The following is a 17700-nucleotide window of genomic DNA, read 5'->3' as shown; positions in this document are numbered from 1 at the left end:
AAAAGTGCGGGACCCCAGGCAACTCCCAAAGACCAGTAAACGTCTGGTAAAGCGGAGTGGGGCGAACCGGTTGCCCCCGCCATGAACGGAGTCACCCGTGCTGCTCGGTCTGCTGACCGCCATCGCCGCCTCGGTCTGCTACGGCACGGGCTCGGTCCTGCAAGCCGTCGGATCCCGCAAGTCGGCCCGCCGCGACGCGGCCGCGAGCGACCGGACCCAGCACGGCGGACCCAGCCTCTCCTCCACTGCGAAGGCCGCGACGACCTGGGAGTTCATCGTCGGGACCGTCCTCGACTTCGTCGGCTTCGGGCTCGGCGCGCTCGCCGCCCGCCTGCTGCCCCTCTTCCTCTCCCAGACGGTGATCAGCGCGAACCTGGTCATCACGGCCGTCCTCAGCGTCAGGCTGCTCGGCATCCGGCTGAGCCGCGCGGAGTGGACGTCCATCGGCGTGGTCTGCTCGGCCCTGGTCCTGCTCGCGTCGGCCGCCGGCCACGAGGGCAGCGGGCACACCCCGGTGGCCACGCACTGGTGGCTGCTCGCCGTCGCACTGCTCCTGATGGCCGGGGGCACGGTGGTGGTACGCCTGCTCGGCGCTCGCGCGGCGATCCTCGCCGGTCTGCTCTCCGGCCTCGGCTTCGGCGCGCTCGGCGTCGGCGTCCGCGTCCTGAACGGCGTCGACCCCTTCGACGCGGGCGCCCTGCTCGCCGACCCCGCCCTGTACGCGATCCTGGTGGCGGGCATCGGCGGCATGTATCTGCACACGGTGGCCCTGCAGATCGGCTCGGTCAACGGTGCCACTGCGGCGCTGGTGGTGGGCGAGACGGTGCTGCCGGGGGCGATCGGGGTGCTGTGGCTGGGCGACGCGTCCCGCGCGGGCCTCGCGTGGATGGCGGTCCTGGGCTTCGTCCTCGCGGTGGCGGGAGCGGTGGCGGTGGCGTGGTTCGGCTCCCCGGACACCCACGGCTCGGCGCAGCCCGCCCCGGCGAAGGAACTGACCCCGACGAGCTAGGCGCGGCGTCCGGGGCCCGGCGCCACCCCCGGCCCAGGCCGACCGCGGCCTCAGCCCGCCGGCAGGACCACCACGCCGCCCGCCGCGAAGGCGACCGCCACCCGGTCGCCCACCTCCGGCGCCGATTCCAGCCCGCACTCCGCCTCCAGCAACGGCCCGCCGTCGGGCCGCAGCCGCAGGGCGACGTGGTTGCCGCGGAACGTCCGCGCCTCCACCGCGCACGGCAGCCCGTCCCGCTCCGGTACCAGACACACCCCCGCGGGGCGGACCAGCAGCCGCACCGCGCCCTGCGCCGCGCCCAGCGGCACCGGCACCTTCCCCCACGGCGTGTCCGCGACCTCCCCCGCCACCGTCGCCGGCACCACGTTCTCGAAGCCGAGGAAGCGGGCCACGAACTCCGAGGCGGGATGCTGCCAGACCTGGAGCGGCGTACCGGTCTGCGCGATGCGGCCGTCCCGCATCACCACCACCCGGTCGGCCAGCGCGAACGCCTCGCCCTGGTCGTGCGTGACGGCCAGCACCGTCGTGCCCAACTGCCCGAACAGCGACCGGAGTTCGACCACGAGGCGTTCGCGCAGGGTGCGGTCGAGCTGGCCGAGCGGCTCGTCCAGCATCAAGAGCCGGGGGGAGGGCGCCAGCGCCCTGGCGAGCGCGACGCGCTGCTGCTCGCCGCCGGAGAGCGCGGCGACGGCCCGCTTCCCGGCGCCGGGCAGCCCGACCAGATCCAGCAACTCCCCGACCCTGCGTGCCTGTTCGTCCCGCGAGGCCCGCCGCATGCGCAGCCCGAACGCCACGTTCCCGGCGACGTCGCGCTGCGGGAAGAGCTGGTGGTCCTGGAACATCAGACCCAGCCCGCGCCTGTGCACGGGCACCCCGCTCTGGTCGGCGCCACCGAGCAACACCCGTCCGGCGTCGGCGGCTTGGAGCCCGGCGACGACCCGCAGCAGGGTCGACTTGCCGCTGCCGCTGGGTCCGAGCACGCACACCGTCTCGTGCTCGGCGACCTCCAGGTCGACCGCGTCGAGCGCGGCCCGGTCGCCGAAACGTACCGTCACGCCGTCCAGTCTCAGCATCAGAACTCCCCGCTCCGGTCGGTCCGCAGGCGTTCGAGGACGAGCAGCGACACCGCGCACACCACCATCAAAATCGTGCTGAGGGCCATCGCCTGGCCGTAGTTGAGGTCGCCGGCCCGGCCCAGGAGGCGGGCCACGGCGACGGGCAGCGTCGGGTGGTCGGGCCGCGCGATGAAGACGGTCGCGCCGAATTCGCCGAGCGAGACCGCGAACGCGAAGCCCGCCGCGATGAGCAGGGACCGCCGCACCAGCGGCAGGTCCACCTCGCGCCAGGCCCGCAGCGGGGACGCGCCGAGCACGGCCGCCGCCTCGCGCAGCCTCCCGTCCACCGCGCGCAGCACCGGCAGCATGATCCGTACGACGAAGGGGGTGCCCACCAGCGCTTGGGCGAGCGGCACCAGGATCCAGGAGGTCCTGAGGTCGAGCGGGGGTCTGTCGAGGGTGATCAGGAATCCGAAGCCGACGGTGACGGCGGAGACGCCGAGCGGCAGCATGAGCAGCGCGTCGAAGCCCCGCACGAGCCGTCCGCTCCCCCGCCGGGTCAGCGCGGCGGCCGCGAGCGCGCCGATGACCAGGGCGATGGCGGTGGCGGCGAGGGCGTACTGGAGCGAGTTCCCGATCGCCTCGATGGGCGGCACGAGGAAGCTGCCGTTGTCCCCGGCGGCCTGGAGCGCCCGGTAGTAGCCGAGGCCGTAGCCGTCGGGGGTGTCCAGGGAGCGTTCGATCAGGACGCCGACGGGGAGCAGGATGAGCAGCACCACGACCGCGAGCACGGATGCCAGGAGTGTCCACTGGCCGGCGCCGCGCGGGCGCCGCGCGGTCTGGGCGGGGTCCACGAGTTTCAGGGCGCTCTCGCGGCGGCGCACCGTGCGGGCGTGCACGGCGAGGATCACGCCGACCGCCGCGAACTGGACGATCGTCAGGACGGCCGCGGTCGGCAGGTCCAGGAGTTCGGCGGTCTGCCGGTAGATCTCCACTTCGAGGGTGGAGAAGGTGGGGCCGCCGAGGATCTGGACGACGCCGAAGGAGGTGAAGGTGAACAGGAAGACCATGAGCGCGGCCGCGGCGACCGCGGGGCCGAGCGCGGGCAGCGTCACCGTGCGCCAGGCGGCGAGGCGGGAGGCGCCGAGGACCCGGGCGGCTTCCTCCTGGCGGTGGTCGAGCTGCGACCACAGGCCGCCGACGGTCCGTACGACCACCGCGTAGTTGAAGAAGACGTGCGCGAGCAGGATCGCCCACACCGTCGTGTCCAGGCGCACGCCCCACAGCTGGTCGAGCAGCCCGCCGCGGCCGAGCAGCGCCAGGAACGCGGTGCCCACCACGACCGTCGGCAGCACGAACGGCACGGTGACGACGGCCCGCAGGAGCTGTTTGCCGGGGAAGTCGAAGCGCGCGAAGACGTATGCGCCGGGCAGCGCGATCACGAGGGTGAGCGCGGTGGAGGCGAGCGCCTGCCAGGTGGTGAACCACAGGACGTGCGCGATGTCCGGGTCGGTCAGCACCTCGCCGATCCGGCCGAACTGCCAGGCGCCGTCCGCTTTCAGCCCGCGGCCGACGATGGCGGCCACGGGCCAGGCGAAGAACAGGGCGAAGAACACGGCGGGCAGGGCCATCAGGCCCAGCCGCACCGCGTTGCCCCGCAGCTTCCCCGAGGGACGGTCTACTTCAGGACGAGCGAGGACCACGTCTTGACCCACTGGTCACGGTTCTTGGCGATCTTGTCGGGGGCGACGGTCGCCGAGTCGGTGATCTTCGAACCGAACGTGGTGAACTCCGCCGGCAGCGCCGCGTCCTTGGCGACCGGGTCCACGAACATCTGGAGCGGCATGTCCTCCTGGAACTTCTTGGAGATCAGGAAGTCCAGGAGCGCCTTGCCACCGGCCTCGTTCTTGGCGCCCTTGAGCAGGCCCGCGAACTCGGTCTGGCGGAAGCAGGTGCTGGTGGCGACGCCGGTCGGCGCCTCGGTGGGCTTCGGGTCGGCGTAGATCACCTCGGCGGGCGGGCTGGAGGCGTAGGAGACGACCAGCGGCCGGTCGCCCTTGGCCTTCTTGCCGCCGGCCGAACCGGAGAAGTCCGTGTTGTACGCCTGCTCCCAGCCGTCGACCACCTTGACGCCGTTGGCCTTCAGCTTCTTCCAGTAGTCCTGCCAGCCTCCGTCGCCGTACTTGGCGACCGAGCCGAGCATGAAGCCGAGACCGGGAGACGACGTCGCCACGTTCTCCGTGACGAGGAGGTTCTTGTACTCGGGCTTGATCAGGTCGTCGAAGGACTGCGGGGGCGCCAGCTTCTTGTCGGCGAAGTACTTCTTGTCGTAGTTGACGCAGATGTCGCCGGTGTCGACGGGCGTGACCCGGTGCTTGCCCTGGTCCAACTGGACGTCGGCGGGCAGCCGGTCCAGGCCCTTGGCGGCGTACGGCGTGAAGATGCCGTTGTCGAGGGCGCGCGAGAGCAGTGTGTTGTCGACGCCGAAGAAGACGTCGCCGCGCGGGGAGCCCTTGGTGAGGATCTCCTGGTTGAGGGCGGCCCCGGCGTCCCCGCTCTTGAGGACCTTCACGGTGTAGCCGGTCTGCGCGGTGAACGCCTTGAGCACCGCGTCCGACGCGGCGAAGGAGTCGTGGCTGACCAGCGTCACGGTCTTGTCGCCGGTGGCGCCGGACGCCTTCTTGCCGTCCGAGCCGCCGCAGGCCGCCAGCGTGACGACCCCGAGGGCGGCGGCGAGCGCGCCGGCCGCGAGCCTCTTGGTACTGCGCATTTCTTCATTCCTCCTGGATGTGACCAGGAAGAGACGCGGCCCTGCCCGCACGACGGCAGGTCGTGCGGGCAGGGCGCAACAGCTTGAGTAATCGCCGAACTTCCTACCCCGAATGACCGGGGCAAGGTTCAGAGGGTCTGCGGGCCGTTCCCTGAAGCGGGTCCCGCACTCTCAGCGCTGTGGCGCTCCCCTGTCGGAATATGCAGATGTTTCCGGCCAGATTACACGGGCCCTATCGCTCGGAGGCGGCGAGCTGACCGCAGGCTCCGTCGATCTCCTGGCCCCGGGTGTCGCGGACGGTCACGGGCACCCCGTGCGCCGCGATGGCCTCGACGAACGCCTTCTCGTCCTCGGGCCGCGAGGCCGTCCACTTCGAACCCGGCGTCGGGTTCAGCGGGATGAGGTTGACGTGCACCCGCTTGCCCTTGAGGAGCCGGCCGAGCAGATCGCCGCGCCACGCCTGGTCGTTGATGTCGCGGATCAGGGCGTACTCGATGGAGATGCGGCGCCCGGACTTCTCGGCGTACTCCCAGGCGGCGTCGAGCACTTCGCGCACCTTCCACCGGGTGTTGACCGGTACGAGGGTGTCGCGCAGCTCGTCGTCCGGCGCGTGCAGGCTGACGGCGAGGCGGCACTTGAAGCCCTCGTCGGCGAAGCGGTGCATGGCGGGCACCAGGCCGACGGTGGAGACGGTGATGCCGCGCTGGGACAGGCCCAGGCCGTCCGGCTCGGGGTCGGTGAGGCGGCGGATGGCGCCGACGACGCGCTTGTAGTTGGCGAGCGGCTCGCCCATGCCCATGAAGACGATGTTGGACAGGCGGGCGGGGCCGCCGGGGACCTCGCCGTCGCGCAGCGCGCGCATGCCGTCCACGATCTGGTGCACGATCTCGGCGGTCGACAGGTTGCGGTCCAGGCCCGCCTGGCCGGTGGCGCAGAACGGGCAGTTCATGCCGCAGCCGGCCTGCGAGGAGATGCACATCGTCACCCGGTCCGGGTAGCGCATCAGGACGGACTCGACCAGCGTCCCGTCGTGCAGCTTCCACAGCGTCTTGCGGGTGGTGTCGTCGTCGCACGAGATGTGCCGCACGACCGACATCAGATCGGGCAGCAGCTCCTCCTGGAGCCGGCCGCGCGCGGCGAGCGGGATGTCGGTCCACTCCGCCGGGTCGTGGGCGTACCGCGCGAAGTAGTGCTGCGAGAGCTGCTTGGCGCGGAACGGCTTCTCGCCGATCGCGGCGACGGCTTCCTTGCGCTCGGCGGGCGAGAGGTCGGCGAGGTGCCGCGGCGGCTTCTTGGCTCCGCGGGGGGCGACGAAAGTGAGTTCTCCGGGCTTGGGCATGGTTCCTCAAGTGTCTCAGACGTACGGAAAAGGGCTCGCCGTCCTGTGGACGACGAGCCCTCACCGTTCAAAGCCGTACGAAAACGCAGGTCAGCGGGTCCCGACGAAGATCGCGAGGAGCAGCCAGACCACCGGCGCCGTCGGCAGCAGGGAGTCCAGGCGGTCCATGATGCCGCCGTGGCCCGGCAGCAGGGTGCCCATGTCCTTGATGCCCAGGTCCCGCTTGATCATCGACTCGCCGAGGTCGCCGAGCGTGGCGCTCGCCGCGACCGCGAGGCCGAGCAGCAGGCCCTGCCACCACGTGCCGTCGTCGATCAGGAACTGCATGCACAGCGCGCCCGCCACCATCGCGAACGACACCGCGCCGAACAGGCCCTCGCGGGTCTTCCCGGGGCTGATGCGCGGCGCCAGCTTGTGCTTGCCGAAGCGCCAGCCGACCGCGTACGCGCCCGTGTCGCTGACCACCGTGAGCAGCAGGAAGGTGAGCACCCGCCAGGGCCCGTCGGAGGCGGTGAGCAGCATCGCGACGAAGGTGGCGAGGAACGGCACGTAGAACGCGGCGAACACACCCGCCGTGACATCCCTGAGGTAGCCCTCGGGGCGTTCCGTCATCCGCCACACGAGCACCGCGAGCGAGGTGAGCGCCATGGCGACCCACGCGCCCTCGGGGCCGCTGGCGTACCCGGCGACGACCATCGCCGCGCCGCCGACCGCGAGCGGCACCAGGGGCGCCTTGATCTGCTTGCGCTCGTCCAGGCGACTGGTCAGCTCCCACAGACCGACGACCACGGCGACCGCGATGACCCCGACGAAGGCGGCCTTCACGATGAACAGCGACGCGAGGATCACCGCGCCGAGCCCCACGCCGACCCCTATCGCGGCCCGCAGATCGCGGCCTGCCCGCTTCTTCTCCGGCTGCGCGGGCACGGGCGGGGTGGGCGGAGGGCTTGCCATGGGCTCCTGCGGCGTCTCGTCGCGGAACAGGGAACCGCCCAGCCGAGCGGCCCCCGGGTCGTGTTCGTCGCGGTCAGTTGCGTCTCTGCCTGCGTCGGGAACGACGGGCATCTGCTGCGTCCTCGACAGAGGCGGGGCGTCATACGCATCGTATGCAGGCCCCGCCGGGAACGCCCCCTGGGAAGGCCCCTCGGGGGTTCCCCAGTATTGGGGTCTCGGCGGAGCCCCCCAGGAAGAGTCGTTCATCAGACCTCGAGCAGCTCTGCTTCCTTGTGCTTGAGCAACTCGTCGACCTGCGCCACGTACTTGGCGGTGGTGTCGTCGAGCTCCTTCTCCGCACGGCGGACCTCGTCCTCGCCGGACTCCTTGTCCTTGACGAGCTTGTCGAGGGCGTCCTTCGCCTTGCGGCGCACGGAGCGGATCGACACCTTGGAGTCCTCGGCCTTGGTGCGCGCGACCTTGATGTAGTCCTTGCGGCGCTCCTCGGTGAGCTCCGGGAAGTTCACGCGGATGATGCTGCCGTCGTTGCTCGGGTTGACGCCCAGGTCCGAGTCGCGGATGGCCTGCTCGATGTTGCGCAGCGCGCTCTTGTCGAACGGGGTCACCACCGCCATGCGCGGCTCCGGCACCGAGAAGGAGGCCAGCTGGTTGATCGGCGTCAGCGCGCCGTAGTAGTCCGCCACGATCTTGTTGAACATCGCCGGGTGCGCACGCCCGGTGCGAATCGCGGCGAAGTCCTCCTTGGCGACCACGACGGCCTTCTCCATCTTCTCCTCGGCCTCGAGGAGGATTTCTTCGATCACGCTTTGCTCCTGCATGTCTTGGGTGGGCCGGGAGTTCTCAGTGCGACCTGAGGCCCTGGGCCCTGGATAACCAGCGTCTTTCCCTGCACGGTGTCCGACCGGCAGGGGATTGTCCATCCCCCGGTCAGGCCCGGGTGCCCTGGTCGCTCACGAGGGTGCCGATCTTCTCACCCTTGACGGCGCGCGCGATGTTGCCCGCTGTGAGCAGCTCGAAGACGAGGATCGGGAGGTTGTTGTCGCGGCACAGGGTGATGGCGGTCATGTCGGCGACCTTCAGATCCCGCGTGATGACCTCGCCGTACTCCAGCGCGTCGAACTTCACCGCGTCCGTGTTGACGCGGGGGTCGGAGTCATAGACCCCGTCCACCCCGTTCTTGCCCATCAGCATGGCCTCGGCGTCGATCTCCAGGGCCCGCTGGGCTGCGGTGGTGTCGGTGGAGAAGTAGGGCATGCCCATGCCGGCGCCGAAGATGACGACGCGGCCCTTCTCCAGGTGGCGTACGGCCCGCAGCGGGATGTACGGCTCGGCGACCTGACCCATCGTGATGGCGGTCTGGACGCGCGAGTCGATGCCCTCCTTCTCCAGGAAGTCCTGGAGGGCGAGGCAGTTCATGACCGTACCGAGCATGCCCATGTAGTCGGAGCGCGCCCGGTCCATACCGCGCTGCTGGAGCTCGGCCCCCCGGAAGAAGTTGCCTCCGCCGATGACGACGGCGATCTGCGCGCCGTCCCGGACCACTGCGGCGATCTCGCGGGCGATGTTGTGCACGACGTCGGGGTCGACACCGAGCCCCCCACCGCCGGCGAACGCCTCACCGGAAAGCTTCAGCATGAAGCGCCCGGCGACCTTGCCGTCATCGCGCTTGTTGTCGGCCGGGTGATCGGCCTTGGCGGCGTCCGCGCCCTGATTCATGGGGATCTCCTCGTGCACATACGAAGAAGGCCATTGCCGGTGGGTACTCGTAGTCCCTAGCGGCAATGGCCTCCTCGTCAGATCTGCGGTCGTCCGTCGCGTGCGCGGCCGACGACTGCCTCAGACCCTAGCGGGGTCTAGTGTCGAACGCTGAACAGACTCAGATGCCAACCTTGATGCGCGTGAAGCGCTTCAGGGTGACACCGGCCTCCTTCAGGACCTGCTCGACGGACTTCTTGTTGTCGAGCGCGTACGGCTGGCCAAGGAGCGTGGCGTCCTTGAAGAAGCCGTTGACGCGACCCTCGACGATCTTCGGGAGCGCGGCCTCGGGCTTGCCCTCGGCGCGGGTGGTCTCCTCGGCGACGCGGCGCTCGGTCTCGACGACCTCGGCCGGAACGTCCTCACGGGTGAGGTACTTCGGCGCGAAGGCGGCGATGTGCTGCGCGATGCCCTTGGCGACCTCGGCGTTGTCCTGGTCGAGCTCGACCAGAACACCGATCTGCGGCGGCAGGTCGGGCATGGTGCGGTGCATGTACGCGGAGACGAAACCGTCGGAGAACTGCGCGAAACGGTCCAGGACGATCTTCTCGCCGAGGTTGGCGTTGGCCTCGTCGACGTACGCCTGAACCGTCTTGCCGGCCTCGATCTCGGAGGCGAGCAGCGCGGCCAGGTCGGCCGGCGAGGTGGCGGCGACGTGCTCGGCCAGCTTGGCGGCGACGGCCTGGAACTTGTCACCCTTGGCGACGAAGTCCGTCTCGCACTTCAGCTCGACCAGGACGCCGGAGGTCTTGTCCTCGGCGATGAGGGAGACGACGGCGCCGTTCTCGGCAGAACGGCCCTCGCGCTTGGCGACGCCCTTCTGACCCTTGATGCGCAGGGCCTCGACGGCCTTGTCGACGTTGCCGTCGGCCTCGTCCAGGGCCTTCTTGCAGTCCATCATGCCGGCGCCGGTGAGCTCACGGAGCTTCTTGACGTCAGCGGCGGTGTAGTTCGCCATGAGTCTGTGTTTCTCTCTCGGAGTCTGAAAGATCTACGAAGATCTGCGGGGCTACGGGTCGACGGCGGGGGCTTGTGGCCCCCGCCGTCAACTACCGAACCTGTGGGTCCCGGTGAGGGGTCAGGCCTGCTCGGCGTCCGCGGCCGGAGCCTCGGTGGCCTCGGCGACCGGAGCCTCGGCAGCGGCCTCGGCCGGCTTCTCGGCCTCGGCGGCAGCGGGGGCCTCGGCGTCGTCGGCCTTCTTCTCACCCTCGAGCAGGTCGCGCTCCCACTCGGCGAGCGGCTCGCCGGCCGCCTTCTCGCCCGGCTTCGAGTCGCCGGTGGCCACGCCGGAACGGGCGATGAGGCCCTCGGCGACGGCGTCGGCGATCACGCGGGTGAGCAGGGTGACGGAACGGATCGCGTCGTCGTTGCCCGGGATCTTGTAGTCGACCTCGTCGGGGTCGCAGTTGGTGTCGAGGATCGCGACGACCGGGATGTGGAGCTTGCGCGCCTCACCGACGGCGATGTGCTCCTTCTTGGTGTCGACGATCCAGACGGCGCTCGGCACCTTCTGCATCTCGCGGATACCACCGAGGGTCTTCTCCAGCTTGGCCTTCTCGCGCGAGAGGACCAGGAGCTCCTTCTTGGTGAGACCCGAGGCCGCGACGTCCTCGAAGTCGATCTGCTCGAGCTCCTTGAGGCGCTGCAGACGCTTGTAGACGGTGGAGAAGTTGGTCAGCATGCCGCCGAGCCAGCGCTGGTTGACGTAGGGCATGCCCACGCGCGTCGCCTGCTCGGCGATCGCTTCCTGCGCCTGCTTTTTGGTGCCGACGAACATGATGGAGCCGCCGTGCGCGACGGTCTCCTTGACGAACTCGTAGGCGCGGTCGATGTACGACAGCGACTGGAGCAGGTCGATGATGTAGATGCCGTTGCGCTCGGTGAAGATGAAGCGCTTCATCTTCGGGTTCCAGCGACGGGTCTGGTGACCGAAGTGGACGCCGCTCTCCAGCAGCTCCCGCATCGTGACGACGGCCATGGCCGTACTCCTTGAGGTACTCGGTTACCGCGGCGGCCGGTCGGCTGCCGCGCCTGACGCCCCGGTGCGCCGTGCCCTGAACCCTTGACGGGCGAAGGACCGAGAGGCGCGGCCAGCGATGATCGTGAGACCACTGGCGGGGCGTGCGAAGTCGACCCGGTGACCCGGATCGCCACAAGAAGTGTACGGGACCCGCACAGTGCCGGGTGACGGCGCTGTCCACAACCGCCCAGTACTCCACAGTTCCGAGCCAAGATCCACATCCCCGGGCCCCGCACCGGGACCCTGTGACCCATGTACCGAGCACTCCTCCTCGCCCTGGCCGCGGCCACCTGGCCCGTCCTCCCGCCCACCGTCGTCCACCCCTGGGCCCCACCGGCCACCCCCTACGGCCCCGGCCACCGCGGCATCGACCTCGCCGCACCCCCGGGCACCCCCGTCCGGGCAGCCGCCACGGGCCGCGTCACCTTCGCGGGCCAGGTGGCAGGCCAAGGAGTCCTGACCATCACCCTGCCCGGCCCCACAACCCCACCATTGAGAACGACCTACGAACCCGTACACCCCCTCGTCACCCAGGGCACCGAAGTAACCGCGGGCGAAGTAGTGGCCACCACGGCCGAAGGCCCCTCCCACTGCGCTACGGGCTGCCTGCACTGGGGCCTCCTGAGAGGCGACACCTACCTGAACCCGCTGCTCCTCCTGCACCGCGCCGGGCCGTCACGGCTGCTGCCGGTGGTGGGGGTGGTTGAGGACGGGTGAGGTGAGGGGGGTAGGGGCGGGGCGGGGTGGGGGGGGAGGGGGCGGGGGGGAGCCCCCCCCGAAGGTTCAGCCTTTGACGCCGCGCAGCGCCATCGCCACCGCCGCGTCCGCGATGGCGGAGGGGGGTTCGGCGGGGCCCTGTTCGATGCGGCGGACCGCTGCGTCGACGATGCCCTGGAGGAGCAGGGCGGCGAGGCGGGGCTGGTCGTGGTCGAGGTCGGCCAGGGCTTCGACGATCATGGCGATGAGACCGCCGTGCGCGGCGCGGATCTTCTCGCGGGCGCCGGCGTCGAGCTCGCTGGCGGAGATGGCGACGACGGCCCGGTGGCGCTGGTCGCCGACGAGGCCGAGCTGGTGGCGCACGTACGCCTCGACCTTGCCCTCGGGGGTTTCGGCCCGCTGCATCGCGCCTTCGATCTCGGCGGCCCAGAGCGGGAAGTCGACGGCGCAGAGTTCCTCGACCACCGCGGCCCGGGAGCGGAAGTACTCGTACACGGACGAGCGGGCGAGGCCGGTGCGCTCGGCCAGGGCGGGGAAGGTCAGCGCTTCCGTGCCGCCTTCGGACAGCAGGGAGCGTGCGGCGTCAAGGAGGGCGTCGCGCTGCATGGTGCGGTGCTCGGCCACGGAGGCCGCTCGGATCCTGGGCACTGCTCCACTTTACGGCCGGGGCGGCGGGGTCATCGGCGGGGACGATTCGCCGGTGCCTCTCACCGCCCGACGTCGGCCAGCTTGGCCCTCAGCTGGAGCACCGACTTGGTGTGGATCTGGCTCACCCTGCTCTCGGTGACGCCGAGCACGTTGCCGATCTCGGCGAGGGTGAGGCCTTCGTAGTAGTAGAGCGTGACGACCGTCTTCTCGCGTTCGGGAAGGGTGTTGATGGCGCGGGCGAGCAGTCGGCGCAGTTCGCGGTCCTCGGCGACTTCGACGGGGTCGTCGGCGGAGGTGTCCTCCAGGGTGTCCATGAGGCTGAGCCGGTCGCCGCTCTCGCCGCCGACGTGCAGCAGTTCTTCGAGGGCGACGACGTTGGCGAGCGACAACTGGCTGAAGACGGCGTGCAGTTCCTCGACGGCGATGCCCATTTCGGCGGCGACCTCCGCCTCGGATGGGGTGCGTCTCAGCTGCGCTTCGAGGGTGGCGTAGGCGCGTTCCACGGCGCGGGCCTTCTGTCGTACGGAGCGCGGGATCCAGTCGAGGGCGCGGAGTTCGTCGATCATCGCGCCGCGGATCCGGGTGATGGCGTACGTCTCGAACTTGATGGCCCGCTCAATGTCGAACTTCTCGATGGCGTCGATGAGCCCGAAGACCCCGGAGGACACGAAATCGGCCTGTTCGACGTTGGGCGGCAGGCCCACGCTCACGCGTCCCGCGACGTACTTCACCAGGGGCGAGTAGTGCAGGATCAACTGCTCGCGCAGCCGCTCGTCGCCGGTGGCCTTGTACGACCGCCACAGCTCGTCGACGGACGAGGGTGCCGGTGGCCGCACGGTGCCGCTGCCGCGGGCAGCGGGGGGCGCTGCCGCGCGATCAGACCCGGAGGTGTGCTGGGGCATGCGTTGCCTTGAGCCGTTCTGCTGTGACGTGAGCGGGAGGGGCTGTTCCGGTCGGGGTTCTCGTGAGCGTAGCGTGACTGGACTGTCGCGGTGCGCGAAGGCCGGGAGGTCGGGTGGGGTCGCTCTTGCGGGCCTGGGCGCAGGTGCAGGTGGGGGCCGTCGCGCTGGGCTCCGGCCCCGAAAGCGCTGTCGTGCGGCTCGCGGTGGACGTCGCGCTTCAGTGCCTGTGTCTCACCCCCGTCCGGGGCCCGCGGTGCCTGGCGCGCACGCTCGCACGCGCCGGGCAGCGCGGGCCGATCCGGACTGGGTGTCAGACTCAGGCTCTCACCCTGTCACCCGAATGCCCCAGGTCAAGCACCGCCTCGCCGCGCGCCCGCCGGGCGCAGCGCGTCGGCCGTCAACTTCCAGCTGTCGCCCACGCGTTCGACGAAGCCGAGGGAGTGGAGTTCGTAGAGTCTGCCGAGGGCTTCGTCGGTGCTGGTGCCGGCTTCGCGGGCGAGGTCGCGGGCGGCCGCGGTGCCGCGCGCGGGGAGGGCTTCCAGTACCCGGGCGGCGCCGGGGGCGAGGAGGTCGCGGGGCAGTACGGGGCCGCGGCGGGCGGGGGCGAGTTCGCCCATGTCCCCGACGAGTTCGACCACTTCCGCGGCGTCGGTGACCAGGACCCCCTCGCCGCGCAGGAGTTCGTGCACTCCGGCGGAGAGTCCGCTGGTGGCCGGGCCGGGTACGCCCATGGTGAAGCGGCCGAGTCTCTGTGCGGCGCGGGCTGTGACGAGGGAGCCGCTGCGGTATTCGGCTTCCACGACGACGGTTCCTCTGGTGAGGGCGGCAATGACGCGGTTGCGCAGGATGAATCTGCTGGGTGTCGGATGGTCGCCGGGCGGTAATTCACCGATGAGGAGACCCTGTTCGGCGATGCGTCCGATCAATTCGGCGTGCCCGCGCGGGTAGACGACGTCGACTCCGCAGGCGAGGACGGCGATGGTGGCTCCGCCTGCGGCGAGGGTGCCGCGGTGGACGGCGCCGTCGATGCCCGCGGCCGCACCGGAGACCACGACCCAGCCTTTTTCGGCGAGGCCGGAGCCGAGCACGGCACCCATGTGGGCTCCGTAGGGCGTGCAGGCTCGGGCGCCGACGACGGCGACCGAGCGCAGCGCCCACATCCGCAGGTCGGGGTGGCCCCGCACCCAGAGTCCGACGGGGCGTGCGTCCGCCAGGTCGTCCAGTTGCCGTGGCCATTCCTCGTCGCCGGGGACGAGGAAGCGGGCGCCTGCCGCGGCGGCGGTCGCGAGGTCTTGTTCGGGGTCGGCCGCGGCGGCCCGGCGGCGGTGGCTTTCGAGTCGTGCGGGGCCGGCGCCGGGCAGTTCGTCCTCGGGGCCCTGGGGTGCGGTGAGGCGGCGCATCAGCTCGACGGGGCCGTAGGTGCGCAGCCAGCGGCCGCCGCGTTCGTCGCCGGGTTCGATGACGCGGGTCAGGGCGGCTCTGGCGAGGCGTTGGGCTCCGGCCGCCGCGGTGTTCACGGGGTGCTCCCGGTCGGCATGGGGGCGCCGCGGGAGATGCCGGTGCGCAGTTCCAGGGCGAGGGCGACGTGGCCCTGGTCGGGGCGGTCGTCTCCGGCGAGGTCGGCGATGGTCCAGGCGACGCGCAGCACGCGGTCGAGGCCGCGGGCGGTGAGCAGTCCGCGTTCCATGTCGCGTTCGGCGCCGGTGAGGGCGCCGGGGGCGGTGAGCCAGCGGGTGCGCAGTTCGTGTCCGGGGACTTCGCTGTTGCTGGTCCAGGGGGTGTCGTGGAGGCGGGCGGCGGTGCGTTCCCGGGCGGCGAGGATGCGTTGGGCGACGGCGGCGCTTGCTTCGCCACGGCCGCCTCCGCCTAGGAGGTCTTCGCGGCGTACGGGTTCGACTTCGACGCGTAGGTCGACGCGGTCGAGGAGGGGGCCGGAGAGGCGTGCCTGGTAGCGGCGGATCATGGAGGCGGGGCATTCGCAGCCCGCTCCGTGCAGGGTGTGTCTGCCGCAGGGGCAGGGGTTGGCGGCCAGGACCATCTGGAAGCGGGCGGGGAGGCGGACGACTCCGGCGCTGCGGGCGATGACGACGTGTCCGGATTCGAGTGGCTGGCGGAGTGCGTCGAGGGCTTTGCCGGTGAATTCGGGGGCTTCGTCGAGGAAGAGCACTCCGCGGTGGGCGACGGAGACGGCGCCGGGGCGCGGGATGCCGTTGCCGCCGCCGACGAGGGACTGCATGGTGGCGGAGTGGTGCGGGGCGCAGTAGGGGGCTCGGCGTACCAGGGGTTCGCCGGGCGGGAGGATGCCGGCGACCGAGTGGACGGCGGTCACTTCGAGGGATTCCTGTCGGGTGAGGGGCGGCAGGATGCCGGGCAGCCGTTCGGCGAGCATGGTTTTTCCGGCGCCCGGGGGTCCGGAGAGGAGCAGGTGGTGGCCGCCTGCTGCGGCGATTTCGAGGGCGGCGCGGGCGGCGTGCTGGCCTGCGACGTCGATGAGGTCGAGTTCGCGCTCGTTGAGGCCGGCGGTGAGTCCGGTGCCGGCGCCCGCGCCGGGCACCATGAGTCCGGCGAGCATGGCGTCGGGGCGGCCTTCTTCGGCGGGTTCTTCTTCGGGTACGGGTTCGTCGGTGAGGACGGCGACGAGTTGGCGCAGGCTGCGGACGCCGAGGACGGAGATGCCGGGGACGAGTGCGGCTTCCGCGGCGGTCTGTTCGGGCACGACGACGTGTTCGTAGCCCGCTTCGGCGGCGGCGAGGACGGCGGGCAGGATGCCGCGCACGGGGCGTACTCGTCCGTCGAGGCCGAGTTCGCCGATCATGACGAGGTCGGCGAGTTGTCGTGGGTCGATGCGTTCGGCCGCGCCCAGGACGGCGCAGGCGACGGCCAGGTCGAAGCCCGAGCCGCTCTTGGGGACGGATGCGGGGCTGAGTCCGACGGTGAGTTTCTTCTGGGGCCAGGTGTCGCCGGAGTTGACGACGGCGGCGCGGACGCGGTCGCGGCTTTCGACGAGGCTCTTGTCGGGGAGTCCGACGAGGGTGAAGGCGGCGACGCCGGGTTCGAGGTCGGCCTGGACCTCTACGACGACTCCTTCGACGCCGACGAGGGCGACCGAGCAGGTGCGGGCGAATCCCATGTCAGGCCACCCCCCGCACGTGTTGGGCCTGCGGGGCGCCCTTGCGGGGCAGCACGACCCCGACGAGGTCGATGCGTACGCCGCCGGGCGGTGGTCCCCCGTGCTCGGCGAGCCAGTGGCCGGCGAGGCGTTTGAGGCGGTCGGCCTTGGTGGGGGTGAGGGCCGCCATGGGGTGTTCGTAGGCGCTGGTCCTGCGGGTCTTGACCTCGCAGATGACGAGCACGGGTCCGCTGGGGGACGTGTCGTGGGCGACGATGTCGATCTCGCCGGTCCTGCCGCATCGCCAGTTGCGTTCCAGGACTGTCATTCCGGCGGCTTCCAGCAGCCGTACCGCCAGGTCTTCGCCGTACTTTCCGAGTGCTCCGCGAGCGTTCATCCGGCACCACCTCCGGTACCGACTGTCACGCATCCGCCGCCCGGGAGTGGATCTTGGTGGACAACTCTCCGGTTGTGGAAAACCCCGCCGCCCGAAGGGGTGGTTCCGCCCCGGGGGCGATCCGGGTGGCCGCCCGCTCGCGGGGCGGATTCAGCGTCCTCGGCGCGGAAAGACTCAGCCGCCCGGCAGTTCGAGGTCGCTCTTGTTCAGCTCCTCGATGTTCACGTCCTTGAATGTGAGGACCCGCACCTGTTTGACGAATCTGGCCGGCCGGTACATGTCCCAGACCCAGGCGTCCGCCATCGACACTTCGAAGAACACCTCGCCCTGGACCGAGTGCACCTGCATCTCGTAGTCGTTCGTGAGGTAGAAACGCCGCTCGGTCTCGATCACGTATTTGAACAGACCGACGACGTCGCGGTACTCCCGGTAGAGCTTCAGCTCCATCTCGGTCTCGTACTTTTCGAGGTCCTCGGCGCTCATGGCATGTTCCCCTTCAGCCGTGCGTCCCCCTATTGTGCGTCAGCCTCCCTGGGCCCCTGGACGATTTCCGGGGCCAGGATCACCGGCGCATGCGGAGGACCCTCGTCGAGCAGCGTGCGCAGCAGCTCGGCGAGCCTGGTCGGGTACACCGTCTCACGCGCCGCCGACAGTTCGGCGGAGGTCCACCACCTCAAGCCCGCGGTACTGCGCAGCTCCAGCTCCGTCAGGCCGGTCGGGGTGGCCTCGGTCTGGGTGGTACGTGCCAGGTAGTACCACTCGTCCTGGTCCCAGCGGCGCCCGTCGAAGGGAAACGAGCACCTGCGCTGCCACAGCACGGGGCCGAGCTCGACGTCTGTGATCCCGGTCTCCTCTGCCAGTTCGCGCAGGGCGGCCTCGGCGCGGGTCTCGTCGCCCTCCAGGCCGCCGCCGGGGGTGAACCACCAGGTGTCGGCGGGGTCTTCGGGCTCGTATCCGTGCATGAGCAGGATGCGGTCCTGCGGGTCGAGCAGGACGACCCGGGCGACCTTGCGCGGTTCGGTCAC

General features: G+C 70.7%; 18 protein-coding genes and 1 riboswitch. Of the genes, 2 read left to right on the top strand and 16 right to left on the bottom strand.

The annotated features are described in order from the left end of the window. The first annotated feature begins 97 nt into the window (after positions 1 to 97). Complete coding sequence (locus ACIQ8J_RS26775; RefSeq protein WP_403275109.1) at positions 98 to 1009, top strand: hypothetical protein; 912 nt, start codon at positions 98 to 100, stop codon at positions 1007 to 1009. A gap of 50 nt (positions 1010 to 1059) precedes the next feature. Here ACIQ8J_RS26775 and ACIQ8J_RS26770 read toward each other — a convergent pair whose 3' ends face one another. The 9 genes from ACIQ8J_RS26770 to rpsB all read right to left on the bottom strand — a co-directional run bounded on the left by ACIQ8J_RS26770 (position 1060) and on the right by rpsB (position 10860). Then, positions 1060 to 2082, bottom strand: a complete 1023-nt coding sequence (locus ACIQ8J_RS26770) for an ABC transporter ATP-binding protein (RefSeq protein WP_403275111.1) — start codon at positions 2080 to 2082, stop codon at positions 1060 to 1062. Then, the gene (locus ACIQ8J_RS26765; protein WP_403275215.1) at positions 2082 to 3695 is read right to left on the bottom strand and encodes an ABC transporter permease; all 1614 of its coding nucleotides are present in this window, start codon (positions 3693 to 3695) and stop codon (positions 2082 to 2084) included. The genes ACIQ8J_RS26770 and ACIQ8J_RS26765 overlap by 1 nt, the downstream gene beginning before the upstream one ends. Before the next feature lie 47 nt (positions 3696 to 3742). Next, a complete protein-coding gene (locus ACIQ8J_RS26760) occupies positions 3743 to 4834 on the bottom strand; it encodes a thiamine ABC transporter substrate binding subunit (protein ID WP_403275113.1) in 1092 nt (363 codons plus the stop codon). Between the two features lie 82 nt (positions 4835 to 4916). Beyond that, positions 4917 to 5036, bottom strand: a riboswitch (TPP riboswitch). Between the two features lie 30 nt (positions 5037 to 5066). Further along, positions 5067 to 6173, bottom strand: coding sequence for a 23S rRNA (adenine(2503)-C(2))-methyltransferase RlmN (gene rlmN, locus ACIQ8J_RS26755; RefSeq protein WP_053729267.1), 1107 nt, complete (start codon positions 6171 to 6173; stop codon positions 5067 to 5069). A 90-nt stretch (positions 6174 to 6263) separates the two neighbouring features. Beyond that, positions 6264 to 7373 (bottom strand): phosphatidate cytidylyltransferase, encoded by a 1110-nt coding sequence (locus ACIQ8J_RS26750; protein ID WP_403275116.1) that lies wholly within the window; start codon positions 7371 to 7373, stop codon positions 6264 to 6266. Then, the gene (gene frr, locus ACIQ8J_RS26745) at positions 7373 to 7930 is read right to left on the bottom strand and encodes a ribosome recycling factor (RefSeq protein ID WP_399056207.1); all 558 of its coding nucleotides are present in this window, start codon (positions 7928 to 7930) and stop codon (positions 7373 to 7375) included. Before frr ends, ACIQ8J_RS26750 begins: the two co-directional genes overlap by 1 nt. 124 nt (positions 7931 to 8054) lie before the next feature. Next, positions 8055 to 8843 (bottom strand): UMP kinase, encoded by a 789-nt coding sequence (gene pyrH, locus ACIQ8J_RS26740; protein WP_403275119.1) that lies wholly within the window; start codon positions 8841 to 8843, stop codon positions 8055 to 8057. Between the two features lie 160 nt (positions 8844 to 9003). Then, positions 9004 to 9840 (bottom strand): translation elongation factor Ts, encoded by an 837-nt coding sequence (tsf, locus tag ACIQ8J_RS26735; RefSeq protein ID WP_403275121.1) that lies wholly within the window; start codon positions 9838 to 9840, stop codon positions 9004 to 9006. 120 nt (positions 9841 to 9960) lie between these two features. Beyond that, on the bottom strand, positions 9961 to 10860 hold the full coding sequence (gene rpsB / locus ACIQ8J_RS26730; protein WP_403275124.1) for a 30S ribosomal protein S2: 900 nt from the start codon (positions 10858 to 10860) through the stop codon (positions 9961 to 9963). Between the two features lie 294 nt (positions 10861 to 11154). Here rpsB and ACIQ8J_RS26725 point away from each other — a divergent pair, with 294 nt between their 5' ends. Further along, positions 11155 to 11619: a M23 family metallopeptidase gene (locus ACIQ8J_RS26725; protein ID WP_403275126.1), complete on the top strand. Its 465-nt coding sequence runs from the start codon at positions 11155 to 11157 to the stop codon at positions 11617 to 11619. Positions 11620 to 11685: 66 nt separating this feature from the next. On the opposite strand, the gene ACIQ8J_RS26720 is transcribed toward ACIQ8J_RS26725, so the two are convergent. The 7 genes from ACIQ8J_RS26720 to ACIQ8J_RS26690 all read right to left on the bottom strand — a co-directional run bounded on the left by ACIQ8J_RS26720 (position 11686) and on the right by ACIQ8J_RS26690 (position 17700). Then, positions 11686 to 12243 (bottom strand): TetR/AcrR family transcriptional regulator, encoded by a 558-nt coding sequence (locus tag ACIQ8J_RS26720; protein ID WP_403275217.1) that lies wholly within the window; start codon positions 12241 to 12243, stop codon positions 11686 to 11688. Positions 12244 to 12326: 83 nt separating this feature from the next. Then, complete coding sequence (gene whiG, locus ACIQ8J_RS26715; RefSeq protein ID WP_403275128.1) at positions 12327 to 13169, bottom strand: RNA polymerase sigma factor WhiG; 843 nt, start codon at positions 13167 to 13169, stop codon at positions 12327 to 12329. A 350-nt stretch (positions 13170 to 13519) separates the two neighbouring features. Next, positions 13520 to 14686 carry a DNA-processing protein DprA gene (dprA, locus tag ACIQ8J_RS26710; RefSeq protein ID WP_403275130.1) on the bottom strand — a complete coding sequence of 389 codons (1167 nt, stop codon included), beginning with the start codon at positions 14684 to 14686 and terminating at the stop codon, positions 13520 to 13522. After that, on the bottom strand, positions 14683 to 16299 hold the full coding sequence (locus tag ACIQ8J_RS26705) for a YifB family Mg chelatase-like AAA ATPase (protein WP_403275132.1): 1617 nt from the start codon (positions 16297 to 16299) through the stop codon (positions 14683 to 14685). The genes dprA and ACIQ8J_RS26705 overlap by 4 nt, the downstream gene beginning before the upstream one ends. Before the next feature lies 1 nt (position 16300). Then, positions 16301 to 16675 carry a YraN family protein gene (locus ACIQ8J_RS26700; RefSeq protein ID WP_403275134.1) on the bottom strand — a complete coding sequence of 125 codons (375 nt, stop codon included), beginning with the start codon at positions 16673 to 16675 and terminating at the stop codon, positions 16301 to 16303. Between the two features lie 174 nt (positions 16676 to 16849). Continuing rightward, positions 16850 to 17158, bottom strand: coding sequence for a DUF2469 domain-containing protein (locus ACIQ8J_RS26695; RefSeq protein WP_003965949.1), 309 nt, complete (start codon positions 17156 to 17158; stop codon positions 16850 to 16852). 29 nt (positions 17159 to 17187) lie between these two features. Then, on the bottom strand, positions 17188 to 17700 hold the full coding sequence (locus tag ACIQ8J_RS26690; RefSeq protein ID WP_403275136.1) for an NUDIX hydrolase: 513 nt from the start codon (positions 17698 to 17700) through the stop codon (positions 17188 to 17190).

The organism is Streptomyces sp. NPDC094147, assembly GCF_044764265.1.
Classification (GTDB): Bacteria; Actinomycetota; Actinomycetes; order Streptomycetales; family Streptomycetaceae; genus Streptomyces.
This window is presented reverse-complemented; position numbering and strand designations above follow the sequence as displayed.